12 protein-coding genes, 5 tRNA genes and 1 other RNA gene are annotated in these 20,374 nt (G+C 42.6%); 15 read left to right on the top strand and 3 right to left on the bottom strand.

Annotated features, from left to right (window positions below):
- Positions 1 to 13 precede the first annotated feature (13 nt).
- Positions 14 to 2,776, bottom strand: a complete 2,763-nt coding sequence (locus tag LPA49_RS18065) for an ATP-binding protein (RefSeq protein WP_230237402.1) — start codon at positions 2,774 to 2,776, stop codon at positions 14 to 16.
- A 265-nt stretch (positions 2,777 to 3,041) separates the two neighbouring features.
- Between LPA49_RS18065 and LPA49_RS18060 the strand changes: the two genes are divergently transcribed.
- The 8 genes from LPA49_RS18060 to LPA49_RS18025 all read left to right on the top strand — a co-directional run bounded on the left by LPA49_RS18060 (position 3,042) and on the right by LPA49_RS18025 (position 9,699).
- Positions 3,042 to 3,117 (top strand) — tRNA-Phe (locus LPA49_RS18060).
- Between the two features lie 74 nt (positions 3,118 to 3,191).
- A tRNA-Thr gene (locus LPA49_RS18055) sits at positions 3,192 to 3,267 on the top strand.
- 27 nt (positions 3,268 to 3,294) lie between these two features.
- A tRNA-Phe gene (locus LPA49_RS18050) sits at positions 3,295 to 3,370 on the top strand.
- A 57-nt stretch (positions 3,371 to 3,427) separates the two neighbouring features.
- Positions 3,428 to 3,503 (top strand) — tRNA-Thr (locus LPA49_RS18045).
- 27 nt (positions 3,504 to 3,530) lie between these two features.
- A tRNA-Phe gene (locus tag LPA49_RS18040) sits at positions 3,531 to 3,606 on the top strand.
- Between the two features lie 305 nt (positions 3,607 to 3,911).
- Complete coding sequence (locus LPA49_RS18035; RefSeq protein ID WP_230237404.1) at positions 3,912 to 5,318, top strand: efflux transporter outer membrane subunit; 1,407 nt, start codon at positions 3,912 to 3,914, stop codon at positions 5,316 to 5,318.
- A 2-nt stretch (positions 5,319 to 5,320) separates the two neighbouring features.
- Positions 5,321 to 6,619 carry an efflux RND transporter periplasmic adaptor subunit gene (locus LPA49_RS18030; RefSeq protein WP_036970425.1) on the top strand — a complete coding sequence of 433 codons (1,299 nt, stop codon included), beginning with the start codon at positions 5,321 to 5,323 and terminating at the stop codon, positions 6,617 to 6,619.
- Complete coding sequence (locus tag LPA49_RS18025; RefSeq protein WP_065978401.1) at positions 6,619 to 9,699, top strand: efflux RND transporter permease subunit; 3,081 nt, start codon at positions 6,619 to 6,621, stop codon at positions 9,697 to 9,699. Before LPA49_RS18030 ends, LPA49_RS18025 begins: the two co-directional genes overlap by 1 nt.
- A 314-nt stretch (positions 9,700 to 10,013) precedes the next feature.
- On the opposite strand, the gene ssrS is transcribed toward LPA49_RS18025, so the two are convergent.
- Positions 10,014 to 10,197, bottom strand: a non-coding RNA gene (gene ssrS / locus LPA49_RS18020) — 6S RNA.
- Between the two features lie 194 nt (positions 10,198 to 10,391).
- Between ssrS and LPA49_RS18015 the strand changes: the two genes are divergently transcribed.
- The 5 genes from LPA49_RS18015 (at position 10,392) to nagP (ending at position 16,172) form a co-directional block, all read left to right on the top strand.
- Positions 10,392 to 10,955, top strand: coding sequence for a UPF0149 family protein (locus LPA49_RS18015; RefSeq protein WP_036970422.1), 564 nt, complete (start codon positions 10,392 to 10,394; stop codon positions 10,953 to 10,955).
- A gap of 20 nt (positions 10,956 to 10,975) precedes the next feature.
- Positions 10,976 to 12,295, top strand: coding sequence for a Xaa-Pro aminopeptidase (gene pepP, locus LPA49_RS18010; protein ID WP_065978400.1), 1,320 nt, complete (start codon positions 10,976 to 10,978; stop codon positions 12,293 to 12,295).
- A gap of 15 nt (positions 12,296 to 12,310) precedes the next feature.
- A complete protein-coding gene (gene ubiH, locus LPA49_RS18005; RefSeq protein WP_074989474.1) occupies positions 12,311 to 13,492 on the top strand; it encodes a 2-octaprenyl-6-methoxyphenyl hydroxylase in 1,182 nt (393 codons plus the stop codon).
- Positions 13,489 to 14,655, top strand: coding sequence for an FAD-dependent monooxygenase (locus LPA49_RS18000; RefSeq protein WP_036970414.1), 1,167 nt, complete (start codon positions 13,489 to 13,491; stop codon positions 14,653 to 14,655). The genes ubiH and LPA49_RS18000 overlap by 4 nt, the downstream gene beginning before the upstream one ends.
- Before the next feature lie 212 nt (positions 14,656 to 14,867).
- A complete protein-coding gene (nagP, locus tag LPA49_RS17995; RefSeq protein WP_074989475.1) occupies positions 14,868 to 16,172 on the top strand; it encodes an N-acetylglucosamine MFS transporter NagP in 1,305 nt (434 codons plus the stop codon).
- Between the two features lie 106 nt (positions 16,173 to 16,278).
- Here the strand turns inward: nagP and mutH are convergent, their stop codons facing one another.
- Positions 16,279 to 16,950 (bottom strand): DNA mismatch repair endonuclease MutH, encoded by a 672-nt coding sequence (gene mutH, locus LPA49_RS17990; protein WP_036971710.1) that lies wholly within the window; start codon positions 16,948 to 16,950, stop codon positions 16,279 to 16,281.
- A 540-nt stretch (positions 16,951 to 17,490) separates the two neighbouring features.
- Between mutH and rppH the strand changes: the two genes are divergently transcribed.
- Both rppH and ptsP read left to right on the top strand, forming a co-directional pair.
- Positions 17,491 to 18,009, top strand: coding sequence for an RNA pyrophosphohydrolase (gene rppH / locus LPA49_RS17985; RefSeq protein WP_036970409.1), 519 nt, complete (start codon positions 17,491 to 17,493; stop codon positions 18,007 to 18,009).
- A gap of 36 nt (positions 18,010 to 18,045) precedes the next feature.
- Positions 18,046 to 20,322: a phosphoenolpyruvate--protein phosphotransferase gene (gene ptsP / locus LPA49_RS17980; RefSeq protein ID WP_036970406.1), complete on the top strand. Its 2,277-nt coding sequence runs from the start codon at positions 18,046 to 18,048 to the stop codon at positions 20,320 to 20,322.
- Positions 20,323 to 20,374 lie beyond the last annotated feature (52 nt).

Below are 20,374 nucleotides of genomic sequence, written 5' to 3'. Positions count from 1 at the left end.
AAAAGGCCCTTTTTTATTGCTCGGTTTCAGCTTTTTTAATTTGCTCTTTGAGAAACTGCGCTACCTTAGAGTACTCAATTTCAAAACCATCACGCAGCTCAATTAGCTCATCGCTGGTTGGCTCTTCTTTTTTGCAAAAGTGCTCAAATTCAGCGGCAAGCTCGGCGACTTTCATCGCACCAATCGTTTTCGAAATTGATTTTAGCTGGTGGCACGACGAAATAATGCTGTCGATGTCATGTTCAATGACACCCGCATTAATATTTTTAGTCAATTGATTACTTTGCTCTAAATACATTTTAAAGAAGCGCAGTTTTTTAGCCTCATCGTTATTAATATATTTAGCGAGCATGTTCATATCGATAGGCATAGCTGATTTTTTGGCTTCAACCGATGTGCTTTGTGGATTTCTTTTGTTAGACCACTTTAATAAGGTGGATTCAAGCACATTTAATTCAACAGGCTTAGTGATGTAATCATTCATACCAATGCTCAAGCAACGATCTTTTTCACCTTTAAGCGCATTTGCTGTGATTGCTACTATATACGGTTGTGCATTAATGTCTTCTAGCTGAGAAGCTTCTTCGCGAATACTTTTTACCATGTCGTAACCTGACATTTTTGGCATGTGTAAGTCGGTGAGAATAATCGCATAGTGATTTTTTCGCCACAGCTCTAAACCTTGTTGGCCATTTTCTGCCAACTCGACCCCGTAACCGAGTAAATGAAGTTGGTCAGTTAACACTTGCTGGTTTAAAACATTATCTTCCACTAACAGAATAAGCTTATTTTCCTCGCGCGCTTGTTCAACGCTTAAGTAGTTGTTAAATGTTTTTGCAGAAGTAATTTGCTTTGGCTGATGTAAGCCCGCAGCAACAAGTAGCGACATCATAAAGTTAGACTTACACAGTGGGGCAGCATTTAAATAGAAAATATTTTTATGATTAACGGCTGCTTCATCTAATTTACTGAGAACGATTACTTGTTGGTGGTTATCTTCTAGCGTGTAAAGCAGGCGGCGCAATATATAATTAATGTCCTCCATGCTTTCGATCCCATCGAGAACCCAAATAATATCTTTACTGTCTTGTTCTGCTTCTATTTTTTCGTTGCTGTCGGCAATGACGGCGGTGGCCCCCATAAACGAGAGATAGCGCGTTAATAGTTTTTTACGGCCATCATGATTCGTAACAACCACAACGCGCTGATCTTTAATGACGTGTTTATGTGCAAAATCGACTTTACCTTGCGTGTTAAAAGGAAGTTCTACAATAAATTCACTGCCGATACCCAAGTCACTGGTGACAGAAATAGTGCCCAGCATAAGCTCTGTTAAGCTTTTACAAATGGATAACCCTAGGCCTGTTCCACCGTATTCACGCGTAATTGAGCTTTCGGCTTGTATAAAGGGATTAAATATTTCGCCAAGTTGTGCGCGTGTCATCCCTTTGCCATTATCAGAAACACCAAAGCGTAAGGTGTAGTGATCGGTGGTATTTTGCACCACTTCTACTGATATTTTTACGCAGCCTTTACGGTTATCATCGGTGGTGGTGAACTTAATGGCGTTACTACATAGGTTGTACAGTACTTGGCGTACGCGAACAGTATCTCCAATCAGGTTGGTTGGAATGTCGGGGGCAATGGCAAGCTCAAGGTCAAGATCGCGCTTTCTCGCGACAGATGACAACACCCGCGCGACCTCTTCAATGGTGTCTGACACTGAAAATGGCGTATTATCTATATTAAGTTTACCCGCCTCGATTTTAGAAAAATCAAGAATATCATCCAAAATTCCCAATAATGAAAACGCTGAGTCTCTAATAATGGTGCTTAGTCTATGTTGCGCTCCATCAAGTTCTGTTTGACGCAGTAAATCAATTGTACCAATCACGCCATTCATGGGAGTGCGAATTTCATGACTCATGGTTGCTAAAAAGGTCGTTTTGGTTTCGTTTGCTTGTTCTGCTTTTAAGGTGGCTTGTTCAAGGGCCAGTGTTCTGCTTTGTACCTCTGCTTCAAGACCGCTTTGTAGTTTTTCTAAGTCTTGCTGAGCGGCTTTGTTTTCGGTAATAACCGACAACACTTTATTAAGTAATTGATTAATATTTTTAGCGACTTTATCTAAGCCAAAATCGAGCTCTTCTGACACCTGCGTTTGATAATCGGCATTTTGTGTTATTACCATTAATTCGTTGCTGAGTGATTCGCTGTTTTTCATAAAACGTTTATTAATTAATACACTCAAGGCAAATGATAAAATAACTAAAGCTAAAAGCGTTAAACCCGCGAGGGCATACGAGAGCGCGGCTGATTCTATGATTGGTTGCTGCTTTGGATGTTGTTTTACTATAAGCTCACCAACGGGTTGATCATTCAGCTCAAGCACCGTATGAATAATTGTGCCTTGAGCAAGTTGCTGGTCCACTTTACTTGAAGCGATAAGCGCTTCTTTGTTATTAGCGTAGACAAGCGATGCATCGCCATTAATTTCGTATCTATATAAGTAGTAATCAAAATCTTTATTAAGCAATAGGCTTAAATCGAGTACTTCTTTAACTTTATCTTGTCCAGGCATAGTGAGTGCGCTGATAAGTGGTGCAGATAATAACTCTGAAACTTCTATTGCAGTTAAGCGAGGGGGCTCTGTTTGCTTCGGCGCGTTACTGGTTGGGTAAAAGGAGTAAGCAACCACCGCTAATAGGGTGATAACTACGTTTGTTATTATAAAGAGAGGTAATAGGCCTTTTACAGTAGAGGTCGATTTACTCGGCATGGGTCTTATCCAATAATTTTACAGCAAAATTAAGCAGTTCCTTGATGGTAGAACAATCCTACCATCAACGAAGAAAAATTCACCACGTTTTTACCTAAGGAAACCAAATAACAATTAGAGTAAACTATCAGAAAGCGTCAGTTTGATGCTTAAATAACCGTAAAAGTATTAAAAATAGCAATCTTGATGGAAAACTGTTCAAACAGTTATAAAGCTCAAAAAAAAAGTTGACTTGCGAAGGCAAAACCCGTTTAATACGCCGCACGCCCAGATAGCTCAGTCGGTAGAGCAGAGGATTGAAAATCCTCGTGTCGGTGGTTCGATTCCGCCTCTGGGCACCATTATTAAAAATATTGGTGTTTTAAATCAAAAGATTATAACATCAATATAGTGCAGCAGCACACAGCTTTAGTGTGCCGACTTAGCTCAGTTGGTAGAGCAACTGACTTGTAATCAGTAGGTCATCCGTTCAACTCGGATAGTCGGCACCATTTATTAAACAATTAGTAAATTGTTAAGCCCAGATAGCTCAGTCGGTAGAGCAGAGGATTGAAAATCCTCGTGTCGGTGGTTCGATTCCGCCTCTGGGCACCATTATTTGATAATTACTTTTAAAGTGATTATAGTGCACAACGCACACAGTTTTAGTGTGCCGACTTAGCTCAGTTGGTAGAGCAACTGACTTGTAATCAGTAGGTCATCCGTTCAACTCGGATAGTCGGCACCATTTATTAAACAATTAGTAAATTGTTATGCCCAGATAGCTCAGTCGGTAGAGCAGAGGATTGAAAATCCTCGTGTCGGTGGTTCGATTCCGCCTCTGGGCACCATTATTTAAAAGCCTCGCTATTGCGGGGCTTTTTTGTTTCTGTTGCAAAAAATAGTAACAAGTAATGGTCATAGGCTTTGAGTGTTAAACCGGTCGCTCCTAATACAGTTTCACTCATGGTTGCTTTTTCTCCTCAAATTGCTCCCAGCTTACGTTTGAACGTTGTAACTCTAATCTCATCGCTAAATACCTGCCGTTTATCGTACTACAACGTCAACGAGTGTAATTTTATGTAAAGTCAGTTGAGCAAAACTTAATGCAATGCTTGAATTACACTCATAAATAGTTATTTTTCAGGTTTTTATGATGAATTGGCAATGTAGGCCAAGTTTAGTTGCCTTAAGTGTGGTTTTGCTAAGTGCATGCGCAAGCCAGCCAACGAATAGTGAACGAGTACCAGAACTTGAAGCTATACCAAACGCTTGGCAACAACTAGACAGTGCTTCAAAAGTATTAGCTGTGAAGGGTAATTGGTTACAGCAGTTACAAGATCCACAGGTGCTGAGCTTAGTTGAACAGGCTTTAGCGAATAATCAGGGGATTTTACAAGCGGGTTATGATGTTGCAATTAAAGAGCAACAACTCGTTGCTGCGGGTGCGGCTTTGTGGCCAAGCTTAGACTTATCAACACGAACTAGCCGCAGTAAAGATAACCGCCCGGTAAATTACAATAATGCAAGTTCAGCATCACTTGAGCTCGGATACGAAGTTGATCTATGGGGTAAGTTGTCGGCGTCAGAGCGCCAAGCTAACTTAGAATACTTAGCAGAGAAAGCGTCGTTTGAGCAAGCTAAGCAGCAGTTAGTTGCTGATGTTGTTTCGGGTTGGTTTAATGTGATCTGCAATCATAAATTGCTCGAACTTTTTAAGCAGCGCGAACAAAATGCAGAACAAAACTTATCAATCATTGAATCTGGTTACCGCCAAGGTCTAAACGAAGCACTGGATGTTTACCTTGCTCGCAATGAGCTAAATACAGAGCGTTCAAACATTGCAGAGCAGCAAGCTACGTTAACAAAATCAATTCGTGATTTAGAGCGTTTAACAGGGCAATACCCCAGAGGAGCGCTTACGGTTAGCGCAGACTTACCTTTACTTGATAATGCCATACCGCTTGGTTTGCCGTCTGAGCTTATTACCCGTAAACCTGATTTAATGGCCAGTTGGTATCAATTACTCAGCACCGATGCCGGTCTTGCGTATGCGCACAAACAGCGTTTTCCAAGCTTGAACTTATCAGCCTCAATCAGTGATAGCACTGATCGAATGAGTGATTTATTTTCGCCTTCAAGCCTTGCTTGGTCTTTACTTGGCAGCATTTCGATGCCGTTATTTGAAGGCGGACGTTTAAAAGCGAACGAAGAGCAAGCTAGGCTCAATGTTAAACGCCAAGAACAAGTTTACTTAGCGACTCTTTATGATGCATTTAACGATGTTGAAACAGCAATAAGCCAAGAGCAAGCGCTAAAAGTGCGTTACGAAAAAACACTTGAAGCACAAAAAAATGCCATCGCGGCAGAGCAACTTGCTTTTGAGCAATATCAAAGTGGTTTGGTAACGTACACCACGGTTCTGGATGCACAAGACCGCTCTTTTAACGCACAAAGTTCAGTTATTCAAATTAAAAACCAACTTATCATCAACAGAATCAACTTACATATTGCCCTCGGGGGTGATTTTAGTGAAGCAAACACCGAAGTAGCAGAGCAATAATCATGAAAAGCAAAACTCGTAAAATATTAATTCCACTCGTAGTGATAATCGTGACGGTACTTTTAGTGATGTTTATAAAAGGGAATCCGCCGCAAGCTAATCGCTTTTCATCACCTCCTAAAGCAAAAGTGAATGTTGCTGTTGAGAGCCTCACACCGCAAAGCTTTCAAATTATGATCGACAGTTTTGGTACAGTGAAACCGCGCACACAGAGTAAGTTGGTTGCGCAGGCCTCAGGACAAATCATTAAAATAAGTGAGCAATTCCGTGAAGGGGGCTTTTTTGAAAAAGGCGATGTACTTGTACAGCTTGATGATAGAGATCACCGCGCTGAAGTTAAATCAGCGCAAGCCGCACTATTAACCGCTGAACAAAGTTTACTTGAAGAGCAAGCGCGTGGCCGACAAGCAATGACAGATTGGCAGCGCTTAGGTAAAGGCGAAGAAGCGAGTAGCTTAGTACTTCGCAAACCTCAACTGGCAGCCGCAGAGGCGAGTGTATTATCGGCACAAGCCAACCTTGAAAAAGCAAAACTTGATTTAGAGCGAACTAAAATAACCGCGCCTTATGCAGGACGAGTGTTAAGCCGTAGTGTTGATTTAGGCCAAGTTGTTAGCAATAACATGGAAATAGCCATTATTTATGCTGTAGACAGTGTTGAAATTAGGCTACCTATTAAAAATAAAGACTTACCGTTTATTAATTTGCCGGAGCAATTCCGCGATGGTGCTAAAAATAGTGCGGGTTCACTTGTTGAGTTCAGCTCAAACCTAGTAGGCAAACAGCATTGGCAAGGCCAAGTGATTCGTACCGAAGGTGCGATTGATGAAAGTGCTCAGCAACTTTATGTTGTGGCTCAAATTCACGACCCGTATAAAGCCACAAGCGATAACCAGTACCCCATTAAAATTGGTCAATATATTAAAGCGCAGATTAAAGGTAAAACCGTTGAGAATGCTTTAGTTATTCCAAACAGTGCAATTTACCAAGGCAGCTATGTGTACACCGAGGAAAAAGGGGTTTTACGTCGAAAAGACATTACGCTGGCTTGGCAAAATGCAACTCAGGCAATCGTGGCTGATGGTTTATCGGCTGGAGATAATTTAGTGCTTACACCACTTGGGCAAGTAAGTTCAGGTACGCAAGTAACGGTAATGGGCAGCGAAGCTTATCAAGCTACGCGCGCCGATACACCGCGACTAAGCCGCGAAGAGCTTGAAAAAAAAGCAAAAGAGCAAGGCATTACGGTTGAAAAATTGATTGAGCAACGCCGCGCCGCTCGTGAGCAAGGAGCGCAATAATGATAGCTTGGTTCACAAAAAATCATGTTGCAGCTAACTTATTGCTGATCAGCATTTTATTAGCGGGGTTATTTAGCGTTTCAACGCAAATACCGCTTGAGGTGTTCCCATCATTTGAATCTGATCGCATCAGCGTCAGCGTCTCATTACGTGGCTCTACACCTGAAGACGTCGAAAAAGGGGTCACGATCCGAATCGAAGAAGCGGTGCAAGATTTAGAAGGTGTAAAACGCATAACGAGTCGCTCAGCTGAAGGCTCGGCTTCTGTCACAATTGAAGTCGAAACAGGTTATGACCCGCGAGAGTTATTAGCGGATATAAAAAGCCGAGTCGATGCGATTAATACCTTTCCGGTTGATGCTGAAAAGCCAATAGTGTCGCTCGCTGAATGGAAACGTGAAGTAATAGCGGTCACTGTTTCAAGTATTTATGGTGAAAAAGAAACCTTAGAATATGCAGAAACAGTGCGCGATGAATTGTTGCGCCTACCTAGCGTGACTCAGGTTGAGCTAAGTGGGGTGCGCAATTATGAAATTGCTATTGAGGTAAGCAAAGATACCTTGCGTCAATACGATTTAAGTTTGTCGGATATCTCTTCTGCTATTCGTAATTCAAGTACCGATGTCTCAGCAGGTAACTTAAAAACAGAAGGGGGCGATGTGCTTATTCGCTCTAAAGGGCAGGCATATCGTAAAGATGAGTTTTCAAAGATTGTAATTAAGCATCAAGCAGATGGCACGATCATTCGCTTGGGAGACATTGCTAGCATTAAAGACGATTTTGAAGAAACCCCGGTACGCACGCGTTTTAATGGTAAACAAGCCGCCTTTATTGATGTTTATCGTATTGGCCCACAAAGTGCGATTGAAGTCGCTGATGCCGTGAAAAACTTTATTGTCGCACAGCAAGATAACCTGCCTGAAGGCTTCGAATTAAGCTACTGGGATGATGACTCAGAAGTGGTAAAAAGTCGTATTGCAACCCTCACCAGTAATGCGATTCAAGGTGGCATTCTGGTGCTTGCTTTGCTGACACTGTTTTTACGTCCCGCTATCGCATTTTGGGTGTTTATTGGTATACCGGTATCGTTTATGGGGGCATTTTTAGTGATGCCACTATTTGGTATCACATTAAATGTTATTAGTTTATTTGGCTTTATTTTAGTGCTGGGTATTGTTGTGGATGATGCGATTGTCACCGGCGAGAATGTCTATACCCACTTAAAAACAGCCGAAACAGGCGAGCAGGCTGCAATTCGTGGTACACAAGAAGTAGCGACCCCAGTGACATTTGGGGTGTTGACTACGGTGGCAGCATTTTTACCGCTTGCCTTTATTGAAGGTGCGCGTGGTGCTATTTTCGCGCAAATCCCCGTGGTGGTTATTCCTGTATTACTGTTCTCGTTAATTGAGTCTAAGTTTGTATTACCGGCACATTTAAAGTATTTAAAGCTGCGCCACGAAAAGGGTGAGCCTACTAAGCTGGAGCGCTTACAACAGCGTTTTGCCGATGGCTTTGAGCATGCCATTATGAAATATTACCAACCGCTGCTTAATCACGCTCTTAAGAATAAACTGGCAACAGTCAGCTTGTTTGTGGGTATTTTCGTTATTATTTTAACGTTAATTACCAGTGGCTGGACAAAGTTTGTGTTCTTCCCGCGCATTCCAAGTGAAACAGTGAGGGCATCAGTAACATTTCCTGCGGGTACACCGTTTGAAGTCACTAATAAATACGTGATTAAAATGTCTGATAAAGCAAAAGAGCTGCAAGATAAGTACCGTGACGAAGACGGTCAAAGTGTTATTTTAAACATTTTGGCTACTACAGGTGGCCGTGGTGGCGCGTCTAATTCGGGGAGTGTTCGGTTTGAAATTATGCCAGCAGAAAAACGCGAATCAGACATTGGCTCTCGAGAACTTGCGAGTGAATGGCGCGATTTAATTGGTATTATCCCCGGTGCGGAAAGCGTAACCTTTCGTGCTGAATTTGGTCGAACATCGAGCCCTATCGACGTACAGCTAACAGGCAATTCAATATCGACACTTGAGCAAGTTGCAGAAAAAGTAAAGCAACGTTTGGCAACATACCCAACAGTGTACGAAATTGCCGACAGCATGTCCGATGGTAAAGAAGAGCTGCAAATTGAGCTAACAGAGCAAGGTTTAGCGCTTGGTTTGAATCGCGTTGATGTGTCGCAGCAAATACGTAACTCGTTTTTTGGTGCGCAAGTACAGCGCATTCAGCGTGGTCGTGACGATGTACGTGTTATGGTGCGCTTACCCATTGATGAGCGTCGTTCAGTAGCCGATTTAAAAGATATTCTTATAAATACACCTAGCGGTGGTACGGTGCCATTGTCGCATGTTGCCACTTTAGTGCCGGGACAAAGCCCGTCATCAATTTACCGTATTGACCGATACCGTACGCTTAATGTGACTGCCGATGTTGAAAAGTCAAACACCAACATGACAGTGCTGCAGGCAGACCTAAAATCGTACCTTGATGAACTAATGCAGCAATTCCCAGGTGCAGACTATTCGCTTGAAGGTGAAGCTAAAGAGCAGCGCGAGTCATTTGGGTCGCTTGCTTGGGGGCTGGTGTTTGTGTTTTTCATTATTTATGCGCTGTTGGCAATACCGTTTAAATCGTATATGCAGCCATTGATTGTCATGAGTGTTATCCCCTTTGGCATGATAGGTGCGGTAATGGGGCATTGGATCATGGGGATGGAGCTTACCATTATGAGCTTGCTCGGTATGCTGGCCTTGATTGGCGTGGTTGTGAATGACTCACTGGTGCTGGTTGATTTTATCAATAAAAAGCGCGAGGAGGGCGGTGACCTTCTCGAAACAGTTAAAATGGCGGGAGCATCGCGTTTTCGCCCAGTAATGCTTACCAGTTTAACCACTTTTATTGGTTTAATGCCGTTGTTATTTGAAAAAGCCACACAAGCACAATTCTTAATTCCGATGGCGGTAAGCCTTGGGTTTGGGATTATTTTTGCAACCCTTATCACCTTATTACTTGTTCCGGTTAATTACTTATTGATGGAACGTTTTCAGGGGTGGTTTAAATAGGCTTGAGACTAGGTACTCGTTATTAGATTCTAAATACAAGTACTCAGTGCTATAACGCGGGGTAAACCTGCTGCTACAGGTAAAAAGGTGGCGGCGGGTTTATTCCGCGTTTTTATTCGTAGGTAGATTCGAGCGTAGCCAAATCAAGTAAGTTAGCAAATTCTAAAGATTAAAGATAAACCGAAGAAGACCTTTAAACGCCAAAAAATTAAATGCCAAATGGTCTAGGTGAGAATTTATTCTGCGTGCAAAAAATACAGTTTAGAAAAATATAAAATGAAAGTATTGATAGCTCGTAGCATGAAGTAATGAAGGTGTTCCCCAAGTATGCGGTGCCCGGTGTCAGTCCTGAAACCTTGAGGTTTCAGGGCGGGAATCTGCGGTCTACCGTAGGCTTCTCGGTACATGCCGAGCTTGCACAATAGTAAACGAACAGAAACCCTAACATAAAATTTATCGGCTCAGGGACTTAACCAAGCTCCAACACCCTAGGGAACATATTCAGTATATAAGACAAGTTTCAATCATTAAACCATAGAAACCAAAAAAGCGGATCGTTCGGGTAGTTTTTCCCCACCTTTAACGAGGCATTTACTTTTCAGATTGCTTTTTGACCTCAATCATACAATTAATTGGAGTTGCGATTTATCGAGTGGTAGCATGACGTTACTGAGACGAACAAAGAAAAAGTTATGAGCACGTTACCTGATTACCAGCAAGCGCAATTGCTATTAGAAAAAAATGAAATTTTTGTCGCACCCGCCGAAGCCCATGGCGTAATAAGTGGCTTACTTGCTTGTGGCATTAATATTGAAGCCGACGAGTATTTAGGCTTATTAAGCGATGTTTTCAATGATGGTTTAGCATTCAATACCGATCTAAAAGCGTTTTTTGCCACTATATATACACAGGTTGTGGCGAGTTTTGGTGACGATGAATTTCAGTTCGATTTATTCTTGCCAAGTGATGACGAGACCCTAGTTGACGTAGCAAACGGCCTAGTGTCTTGGGTATCGGGTTTTATGCTTGGTTTCGGTTTAAAGCAAAAAGACTATGGCAAATTGTCTGCGGACGTAAAAGAAGTTATTAGCGATTTTAGCGAAATTACTCGCTTGGATACTTTATTCGAAGAAACCGAAGAAGACAGCCAAGCACTACACGAAGTGATCGAGTACGTGCGCGTTTCTGCCTTATTATGTTTTGCTGAACTCGGTAAAGAGCAAACAGATAAAAGCACTAAAAAGACCCTTCACTAATTAAATTACAGAGGTTTAGCATGTTGTCTATTGCTATCGATAAAGCTGAATTTAAAGCCCGTCGCGAGCGTTTACTAGCGATGATGGACAAAAATAGCATCGCGATTATTCCTGCGGCTGCTGAAGTTACACGCAGTCGTGATACCGAATACGCATTTCGCCAAGACAGTGACTTTTTCTACTTAACGGGTTTTAACGAACCCGATGCAGTGTTAGTGCTTTGCCCATCAAGTGACACGCCAAGTACGCTTATTTGTCGCAATAAAGATAAATTAGCTGAAATTTGGCATGGTCGTCGAATTGGCTTCGAAAAAGCGAAATCTGAGTACTTATTCGACGCAACCTGTCCACTTAGTGAACTAGATGAACAATTATTAGATTTGGTGAACGGCCAGCAGATTTTATTTTATGCACAAGGCACTTACCCACATTTCGATACGAAAATTTGGGACTTATTAAGCACGCTTCGTGGCGCACCAAAAAAAGGTTACAAAGCGCCTCACACCATTAAAGATATTCGTGGCCTAGTACACGAAATGCGTTTATTTAAATCTGACGCTGAACTAAACATTATGCGCACTGCTTGTGAAATTAGTGCGCAAGGCCATATCCGTGCGATGCAATTTGCAAAACCAGGCGCAACTGAATATCAGCTAGAAGCAGAACTGCACCATCACTACGCAATGAATGGTGCTCGCCACCCAGCATATGGCACCATTGTTGGCAGTGGTGATAACGCCAATATACTGCATTACACACAAAACGACGCCGAACTAAAAGAGGGCGACCTAGTACTGATTGATTCAGGGTGTGAGCTTGAGGGTTATGCAGCAGACATTACTCGAACATTCCCTGTGAATGGCAAGTTTAGTGAGCCACAAGCCGCGCTTTATAATATTGTACTTGCGGCGCAAGAGGCTGCATTTAGCCAAGTGAAACCCGGTGGTAGTTTATCTAAAGCCAATGAACTGGCTTCAACGGTATTAACGCAAGGCTTAATTGACTTGGGTATTTTAACGGGTGAGCTTGATGAGCTAATGGCAAACCAAGCCTGTAAAGCGTTTTATATGCATGGCCTTGGCCATTGGTTAGGCCTTGATGTGCATGATGTAGGCGAATACAAGCTTGACGAAAAAGAGCGCGTATTTGAGCCAGGAATGGTCTTAACTATCGAACCCGGTTTATACATCAGCGAAGATGCCAAAGCACCTGCGCAATACAAAGGTATTGGTATTCGTATAGAAGATAACTTACTTGTCACAAAAGAGGGTCATGAAAACCTGACACTCTCAGTACCTAAAACTATCAGTGACATCGAAGCAGTGATGCAAGGCAAATAAAGGCTAGGAGCAAACGTGGCAGAGCAGTTTGATGTTGTCATTATCGGCGGTGGTTTGGCTGGCGCAAGCTGTGCATTAGGCCTAATACACAGCAATAAACAGTTATCAATCGCTGTGATTGAAGCAAATGAAGTAAGTGCAAACTATCACCCAAGCTTTGATGATAGAAGTATTGCACTGGCTCAGCAATCGGTTCAATACTTACAATCCATTAATGCATTTGATTGCCAAGCGCAATTTGCTGCTGCAATTGAAAAAGTAACGGTTTCTGACCGTGGTCACTTTGGTAAAACCCACATTGATTGCCATGAATATGCGCAAGATGCACTTGGGTATGTCGTTGAGGTGAATCCATTTGGTCGCAGCTTGCACCAGCAGTTAACTCGCACAGATGTGAGCCTGTTTTGTCCTGACACGGTTGCTAAACTTGAGTACCAAGCCGATGCTGCGAACGTTACTTTAAGTTCGGGCGAACAGCTGAGTGCAAAACTGGTGGTTATAGCCGACGGTGCTAATTCGAGTAGTCGAAAGCTGGCTAATATTGAGTTTAATACGCGCCCTTATCAGCAAGGCGCGATCATTGCCAATATTGAAGTGGCGGGTGGTCATCATCATCACGCATTTGAACGCTTTACCGAGCATGGCCCGATGGCGCTTTTGCCCATGAGCAATAACCGTTACTCGTTAGTATGGTGCATGGAGCCTGAGCATATAGATGCGCACATGGCGCTTTCAGATGATGCATTTTTAGCTGCCTTGCAAAAGTCGTTTGGCTATCGTGCCGGCACGTTCAGTAAAGTTGGTATGCGTGCCAGCTACCCGCTGGTGTATGGAAAAGTAGATGCGCTAAGCAGCCATCGCACTGTACTTATAGGTAATGCTGGTCATGCTATTCATCCCATTGCGGGGCAGGGCTTTAATTTAGGCTTACGTGATGTGCAACTACTTTGTGATATGGCGCACCGCAGCGATTTAGGTGATTACGCTTTTACCCGCTACTATAGCCAAGTGCGTAGTCAAGATATTGCCACGGTTATGACTTTAACTGACAGCTTGGTGCGGTTATTTTCAAATTCATCGCGAATGCTTGCGCTTGGTCGTAGCATTGGTCTTTTCTCAATGGATTTATTCTCCTCGTTAAAAACCCCGTTAGCCAAACAGTTAATGGGTCAAGTTAAGCAAGGTAAACGGATATGAAACAAGCACAGGTTTGTATTGTTGGCGGTGGCTGTGTAGGCCTTACGCTTGCACTTGGTTTAGCTAAAGCCAATATTAGTGTGGTGGTGATTGATGCCAGTGAAAAGCAGGCGCTTCCGGGGGATGAGTACGGCCTTCGCGTTAGTGCGCTGAGTTTGGCGAGCCAAAGTTTGTTTGAGTCACTGAATGTGTGGCCTGAAATTATTAAGCAACGCGCCACGCCTTATACCTCGATGGATGTACGCGATAAAGACAGCTTTGGCAAAATTCATTTTGATCACAATGATCTCGACTTACCACAGCTTGGTCATATCGTTGAAAACGACATTATTCGCTACGCTTTAATTAGCGAACTTGAAAAGCAAAGTAATGCCAGCTTATTATTCGAAACCCGTTATCAACAAATACATCAAACAGAATCCGATGTCTTTATTACACTTGAAAGCGGTGAGCCTGTGATTGCTAAATTGCTGGTAGCAGCCGACGGAGCAAACTCGGCGATTCGAAAGCAGTTCAATATGCCAATTACGTTTAAAGATTATGATCATCATGCCATTGTTGCGACTGTAAAAACCGATGATGAGCATAATCACACAGCACGCCAAGTGTTTTTACCAACCGGCCCTTTAGCGTTTTTGCCGCTGCCTGATAAACATACGCATTCGATTGTGTGGTCAACCAGCCCTGTGCACTGCGAGCAGTTACTAGCACTTGACGATACCGAGTTTAATAAAGCACTACTGGCTGCACTGGATGGCCAATGCGGTTTATGCGAAGTTCAAAGTGAGCGCATGGCGTTTCCACTTAAAATGCGTTATGCACAGCAGTGGGTGTCGGGCAAAGTCGTGTTAATGGGCGATGCAGCGCATACTATTCACCCACTTGCCGGGCTTGGCATGAACTTAGGCTTAAAAGATGCCGCTTACCTAATTGAGTTATTAACCAATGAGCAGGGTGAGTTTGCAAGTACACGCACGCTGCGTGATTATGAACGTACCCGTAAGCTTGATGCGCAAAAACACATTGCCATGATGCAAGGACTAAAAGAGTTATTTGCCGGTGCTAATCCGCTTAAAAAGCTCGTGCGCGGTGTGGGGCTTAGCCTTGTTGATAACTTGGGGCCAATTAAACACTTGTTCGCAAAAGAAGCGATTGGTAAGTAATAACTAAGCCGTTGTAAATATTTAAATAAAGCCGTAACTAGCCAGCTAGTTACGGCTTTTTTACGTTTAGCTGAATGCAAAATGATAGCGCTGTCATTTTTGTTAGTGTATGATTAAATTTTTGTGATTGGTATGGAAATTAAACAGCACAATGATGTTTTAAAGCCAGCCAAATAAAAATAATTAATTAAAATAACTAGTTGAGAAAAATTATGGAAGCAACGGTTGAGTGTGACAACAACACAAAACAAAACATTTGGCTGCCAATGGTATTGGCAGGATCAATGTTTTTTATTCTGGGGTGTATAACGTGGCTTAATGGTGCAATTACACCATTTTTGCAGCAAATGCTTGAGCTGTCGCCGTTACAAGCTTCGTTTATTATTTCTTCGTTTTATATTGCGGTTACTGTTGCAGGTATTCCCTCAGCGATGCTCATAAGACGCGTTGGTTATAAAAATGGAATGGCGATCGGCTGTGCTGTCATGGCGCTGTCGGCGTTAATGTATATTCCTGCCGCGAAACTGCAAATGATCGAAATATTTTTATTTGCACAGCTTATGATAGGTGTAGGTCAAACAATTCTTCAAACGGCTGTTAACCCCTATGTAGTAAAAATGGGCTCTGAAAAATCAGCCGCGGTGCGTGTATGTATTATGGGCTTATTGAATAAGTTTGCTGGAGTTATCGTACCGGTGATCTTTGCTGCGGTCGTTGTAAGCGGTGTAGTCGATGGTGCGGGTAAACTGTCGCAAGAGCAAAAAGACATTATGGCCAATAGCTTAATTATGCCGTATGTATTAATTGCGGGTCTTATTATGTTATTTGCTGCGTTCGCAAAATTTGCGCCTCTTCCAGATTTAGTGTTTGACGAAGGCGAGTCATCAAATGGTAAAGGTGAGTTAAAAGAAACACTTGCTCATCCGCACCTTGTTCTAGGTGTTGTGGGCATTGCTTTGTATGTCGCAGTTGAAGTGATTGCTGCCGATACGATTGGCTCTTACGCTTTGCAAATTGGCGTTGCTGATTACTCCGTTATGACTTCGTACACAATGGCGTGTATGTTGATTGGCTACGCGATAGGTATTGCAACTATCCCACGTTTTATGAGCCAGCAAACAGCACTATTAATGTCGGGTATCGCTGGCATAATCACCGTGCTACTGGTGGTATTTGGTAGCAATGACTCGTTTATTATTTCTAATCTTTTACTTGTGCCATTTGGAGGCCCTGAACTCCCTGATCCTTTATTGTGTATCGCGCTACTTGGTTTTGCTAATGCGATGGTGTGGCCTGCAATTTGGCCATTAGCATTGGCGGGTTTAGGCCGCTTAACTGGCACTGCATCGGGGTTGTTGATCATGGGTATTGCAGGTGGTGCTTTAGGTCCGCTGCTGATTGGTTTAGGTAACGTAGCAGGGCTGGGCGCGCAAGGTGCGTATATTGTTATGATCCCAAGTTATCTATTCATTTTATTTTATGCTCTTAAAGGCCATAAGATGAAAAGTTGGAAATAACAATACGTTAAGAATTCAAGTTAGAACAAAGCCGCGACGACCATCATCGCGGCTTTTTTACGAGTTAGCACGACAAACCGGATATAAATACAAAAAGTTGCGACCCTTACAGCTGAAATTGGCGTTTTAAAATTTCGCCGGTAAAGCTTGTTTTTAAATAAAAGCCGCGAGGCAGGGTTTGGATCACATGCCCATTTGGCCCAATAGCATCAGTAAGCGCTTTACTGTTAGCCGCTTTTGGTCTTATTTGCATGACATCACCCAAGTGTCCCGAAATTTCATCGATACGACCCAGCGCGATAAGTTCCATTTGCTCTTCCCAGTCACGTTGCAGCTGTGCATCTTGCTCAGCACTGGGTTGCCATAAAAAACCACTGCCAATGGTACGATTAAATGGCAGAATTTCGCGTTCTCCCAAAATCGGTAACCACAACACATGATTGAGCTTTTTACGCACCGTACTTTGCTGCCATGTAAGACCTGTTACGTTCAATAACGGCGTAACAGAGACAAAAGTTGTCTCTAAGGGTTTACCCTTAAACGAAATAGGCAAGGTTTTTAACTCAATACCAAGCTCTTCAAAATCAGGAGTGGGTTTCGAGCCCGCGGTTGCCCCTAATACATATTCAATAAGCTGACCGGTCCAGCCTTTTTCACGCAGCAAGTCATCGGGTGTTTTAAATTGGTACTGCTCTGCAAGCTGGCCGAGTGTAAGCCCCGCTATTGCATTCACGCGTTGCATTAATTCGTTGATTGAGCTTGGTTTTAGTGGTCGCATACGGCGTTTATTTGATTGTGTTATTAACCTTAACATGATAGCAAATGCGCATTGCCGTGGATATCTTTGTATTTGGGTGTTTTTTGCGCATGTTGAAAGTGAGTTAAAAATAGTCAATTTGTTTTGTGGGAATAACATCTTAATCTATTGAAATTTAATGACTTTTGTCGGTGTTTGATTTTTGGCTGTTGTATTAATTAGACAGTTGTTTGTATAAATACAGATATATGAACATGTTTATCCACAGTTTCTGTGGAGAAAGTGCTTTTTTGAACTGACTATTGTGGATTTGTTTGCAAAATAAGCATGATTTACAAAAGTTATGCACAAGCTGTGGGTAAGGTGAGAAAAATACGGTTGTAAACTACTATTTTATTAAAAGCGCGTATTTTCGTAATAATTGCTTTCTAACATATTGATTAAAAGCGCTTGTTAAAATGCTAATTTCAAATCTGGTTTCGGCGAAGGTGTAAAGTGTTTGCTGTATCGCAGGTTATGTGGAACAATCAATAAAAATCGACTTACAAATGAGGCACTAAGGTGATTGATGCCGAAGGTTTTCGTGCCAATGTCGGAATTGTAATTTGCAATAATCAGGGACAAGTATTTTGGGCTCGACGTTATGGTCAGCACTCTTGGCAATTTCCCCAAGGTGGTGTCGACGATGGTGAAACAGCAGAGCAAACCATGTACCGAGAATTACACGAAGAAGTGGGCTTGCTTCCTGAAGACGTCGAGATCGTCGCAAGTTCAAAACATTGGTTACGCTACAAATTACCCAAGCGTTTAATTCGCAGAGACTCAAGTCCTGTGTGCATTGGGCAAAAACAAAAATGGTTTTTACTGAAATTACGTTGTAAAGACGAAGATGTAAACTTACTTAAAACTCATCATCCAGAGTTTGATGACTGGCGATGGGTGAGCTATTGGTATCCGGTGAGGCAAGTTGTGTCATTCAAGCGCGATGTTTACCGTCGTGTAATGAAAGAGTTTGCCCCGTTTGCAATGCCGTTTAATAAACGAGAACAACATAAAGATAATTGGCGACAAAAGCGATAAGGGCAACTTTATCAACTAAATGAAAGGAGCAGCATCATGTTAGCCACGCTCAGATCAATTGCTGAGGCTGTGTCGCAACAAGCGGACTTAAACAGTGCCTTAGCGTGTTTTGTGCAAATGGTAAAAGATGCCATGCAAACACAGTGCTGCTCAATTTACTTTGCTGATTATAGCCAAGACAACTTTGTATTAATGGCCACGCAAGGACTTAACCCAGATGCTGTGGGTAAGTTTAGAATTGGTTTTACCGAAGGCTTAGTTGGCTTAGTGGCGCAACGCGAAGAGCCAATTAATATAGCGTTCGCTAAATCACACCCTCGCTTTAAACTCTCTCCAGAAGTTAATGAAGAAGGCTATAACGCGTTTTTATCTGTGCCTGTGGTGCATCAAAAAAAAGTGCTGGGCGTTATTGTAGTTCAGCAAAAGTTAGCGCGTGTTTTTAGTCCCGATGAAGAATCTTTTTTAATTACTCTTTCGGCACAACTTGCATCGCAGCTTGCGCATGCCGAGATCAAAGAGATTTTAAGGCTTGATGAATTCTCGCATCAGACTTCGGTACTCAAAGGGGTGTCGAGCGCGCCGGGTATTGCCATTGGTGAAGCTTTTGTGGTGTTGCCTAAACTCGATTTTAAATCGATTGAGTTGCAAAAAGACGATGACATAAGTACGCAACGTAAATTATTTACGCAGGCTGTTGCGGCAACACGCAACGAGTTTAATACGTTATCAATGACATTAAGCGATTCGATTCCGCAAGAAGCGCTTGCGGTATTCGATGTGTATCAGCAGCTACTTGATGCAAAAAGCCTAGGCAAAAATGTTGAAGAGCAACTTCAACAAGGCTGGAGTGCAAAAAGCGCATTAAAAATAGTTATCGAAAAGCTGGTGGCGCAGTTTAACGCCATGCAAGACCCATACATAAAAGAGCGCGCAGTAGATGTTAAAGACATTGGTTTGCGTGTTTTACACCACTTAGTTAATACCGAGCATGCGGCAAAACCTTACCCTAAAGACACCATTTTAATTGCCAGTACGCTAACACCTGCCATGCTTGCCGAAGTGCCCAAAGGGCATTTAGCGGGGGTGGTTAGTGTAAATGGGGCAGCAAACAGCCATGCGTCAATATTAACGCGAGCAATGGGGATACCCGCTATTTGGGGTATTGAAGACGTTCCCTTACTGCAATTTGAAGGTAAGCCGATGATTTTAGATGCCTACGCAGGGCGTTTATATATCTCACCTTCGCAAATGCTCCACGATGAATACAGCCAATTAAAATACCAAGAAACATTACTGAATGATCGTTTCGTCGCAGAGCAGAACCTAGATGCGGTCACCTTAGATGGCGAGCACATTAGCTTATTGTTAAATGCAGGCCTTGAATTAAACACAGAGCAAGACAACAAACTGTTTTGTGATGGAGTGGGTTTGTATCGTACCGAAGCCTGGTTTATGCAAAAAGGGCAATTTCCTTCGCAGTCGGAGCAAGAAAAGTGGTACCGAGAAGTGCTTACCAGCTATCACCCGAATCCTGTGGTGATGCGCACCTTAGATATTGGCGGTGATAAAGTATTAGACTACTTTAATATCACAGAAGAGAACCCTTTCTTAGGGTGGCGGGGTATTCGCGTCACCTTGGATCATCCTGAACTATTTTTAGATCAACTCAGAGCGATGTTAAAGGCCAATATCGGTTTAGGTAACCTTAGAATAATGTTACCCATGATCAGTGGCTCTGAAGAAGTCGACGAGTCAATTAAGTTAGTTGAACAAGCGCTGTTCGAACTGGAAGAACAATACCCAGAGCAAGCCATTGACCGCCCAGAAATTGGCATTATGTTAGAGGTCCCTTCAAGTATATTCATGCTAGAAGAGTGGTCACAAAAAGTCGACTTTTGCTCTGTGGGTAGCAATGATTTAACTCAATATATGCTGGCCGTTGATCGCTCTAATGCGCGTGTTGCAGAGCTCTTTAACCCCTATCATCCTAGTGTGCTGCGAGTGCTACTTAAAGTTGCTCAAGAGTGCCAAAACCATGAATTACCCTTTAGTTTATGTGGTGAGCTTGGTGGTGACCCAGAAGGGGCATTATTACTAATCGCCATGGGGTATCGTCGCTTAAGTATGAACCTTTCATCAATCAGTAAAATTAAATTTGTACTGCGTCGCTTAAAAGTGAGCGATATGGAGGAGCTGCTTAGCGAATGTTTATTGCAGCCTACCGCTAAGCAAGTATTGAGGCTCACGCGTAACTTTATGATAGAGCACCAATTGGGTGAGTTATTTTATACCCCTAGCCAAGGGCAAGCATGAGAGTAAATTGTACTGTGAAGCGTTTATATATTCGTTTAGTATATACATATAA

This window comes from Pseudoalteromonas sp. MB41, from assembly GCF_020966275.1.
Classification (GTDB): Bacteria; Pseudomonadota; Gammaproteobacteria; order Enterobacterales; family Alteromonadaceae; genus Pseudoalteromonas; species Pseudoalteromonas lipolytica.
This window is presented reverse-complemented; position numbering and strand designations above follow the sequence as displayed.

Excerpts from the sequence above, each read along its gene's own strand:
- LPA49_RS18065 (WP_230237402.1), bottom strand. The coding sequence starts at position 2,776 with ATGCCGAGTAAATCGACCTCTACTGTAAAAGGCCTATTACCTCTCTTT.
- LPA49_RS18035 (WP_230237404.1), top strand. The coding sequence starts at position 3,912 with ATGAATTGGCAATGTAGGCCAAGTTTAGTTGCCTTAAGTGTGGTTTTG.
- LPA49_RS18030 (WP_036970425.1), top strand. The coding sequence starts at position 5,321 with ATGAAAAGCAAAACTCGTAAAATATTAATTCCACTCGTAGTGATAATC.
- LPA49_RS18025 (WP_065978401.1), top strand. The coding sequence starts at position 6,619 with ATGATAGCTTGGTTCACAAAAAATCATGTTGCAGCTAACTTATTGCTG.
- LPA49_RS18015 (WP_036970422.1), top strand. The coding sequence starts at position 10,392 with ATGAGCACGTTACCTGATTACCAGCAAGCGCAATTGCTATTAGAAAAA.
- pepP (WP_065978400.1), top strand. The coding sequence starts at position 10,976 with ATGTTGTCTATTGCTATCGATAAAGCTGAATTTAAAGCCCGTCGCGAG.
- LPA49_RS18000 (WP_036970414.1), top strand. The coding sequence starts at position 13,489 with ATGAAACAAGCACAGGTTTGTATTGTTGGCGGTGGCTGTGTAGGCCTT.
- nagP (WP_074989475.1), top strand. The coding sequence starts at position 14,868 with ATGGAAGCAACGGTTGAGTGTGACAACAACACAAAACAAAACATTTGG.
- mutH (WP_036971710.1), bottom strand. The coding sequence starts at position 16,950 with ATGCGACCACTAAAACCAAGCTCAATCAACGAATTAATGCAACGCGTG.
- ptsP (WP_036970406.1), top strand. The coding sequence starts at position 18,046 with ATGTTAGCCACGCTCAGATCAATTGCTGAGGCTGTGTCGCAACAAGCG.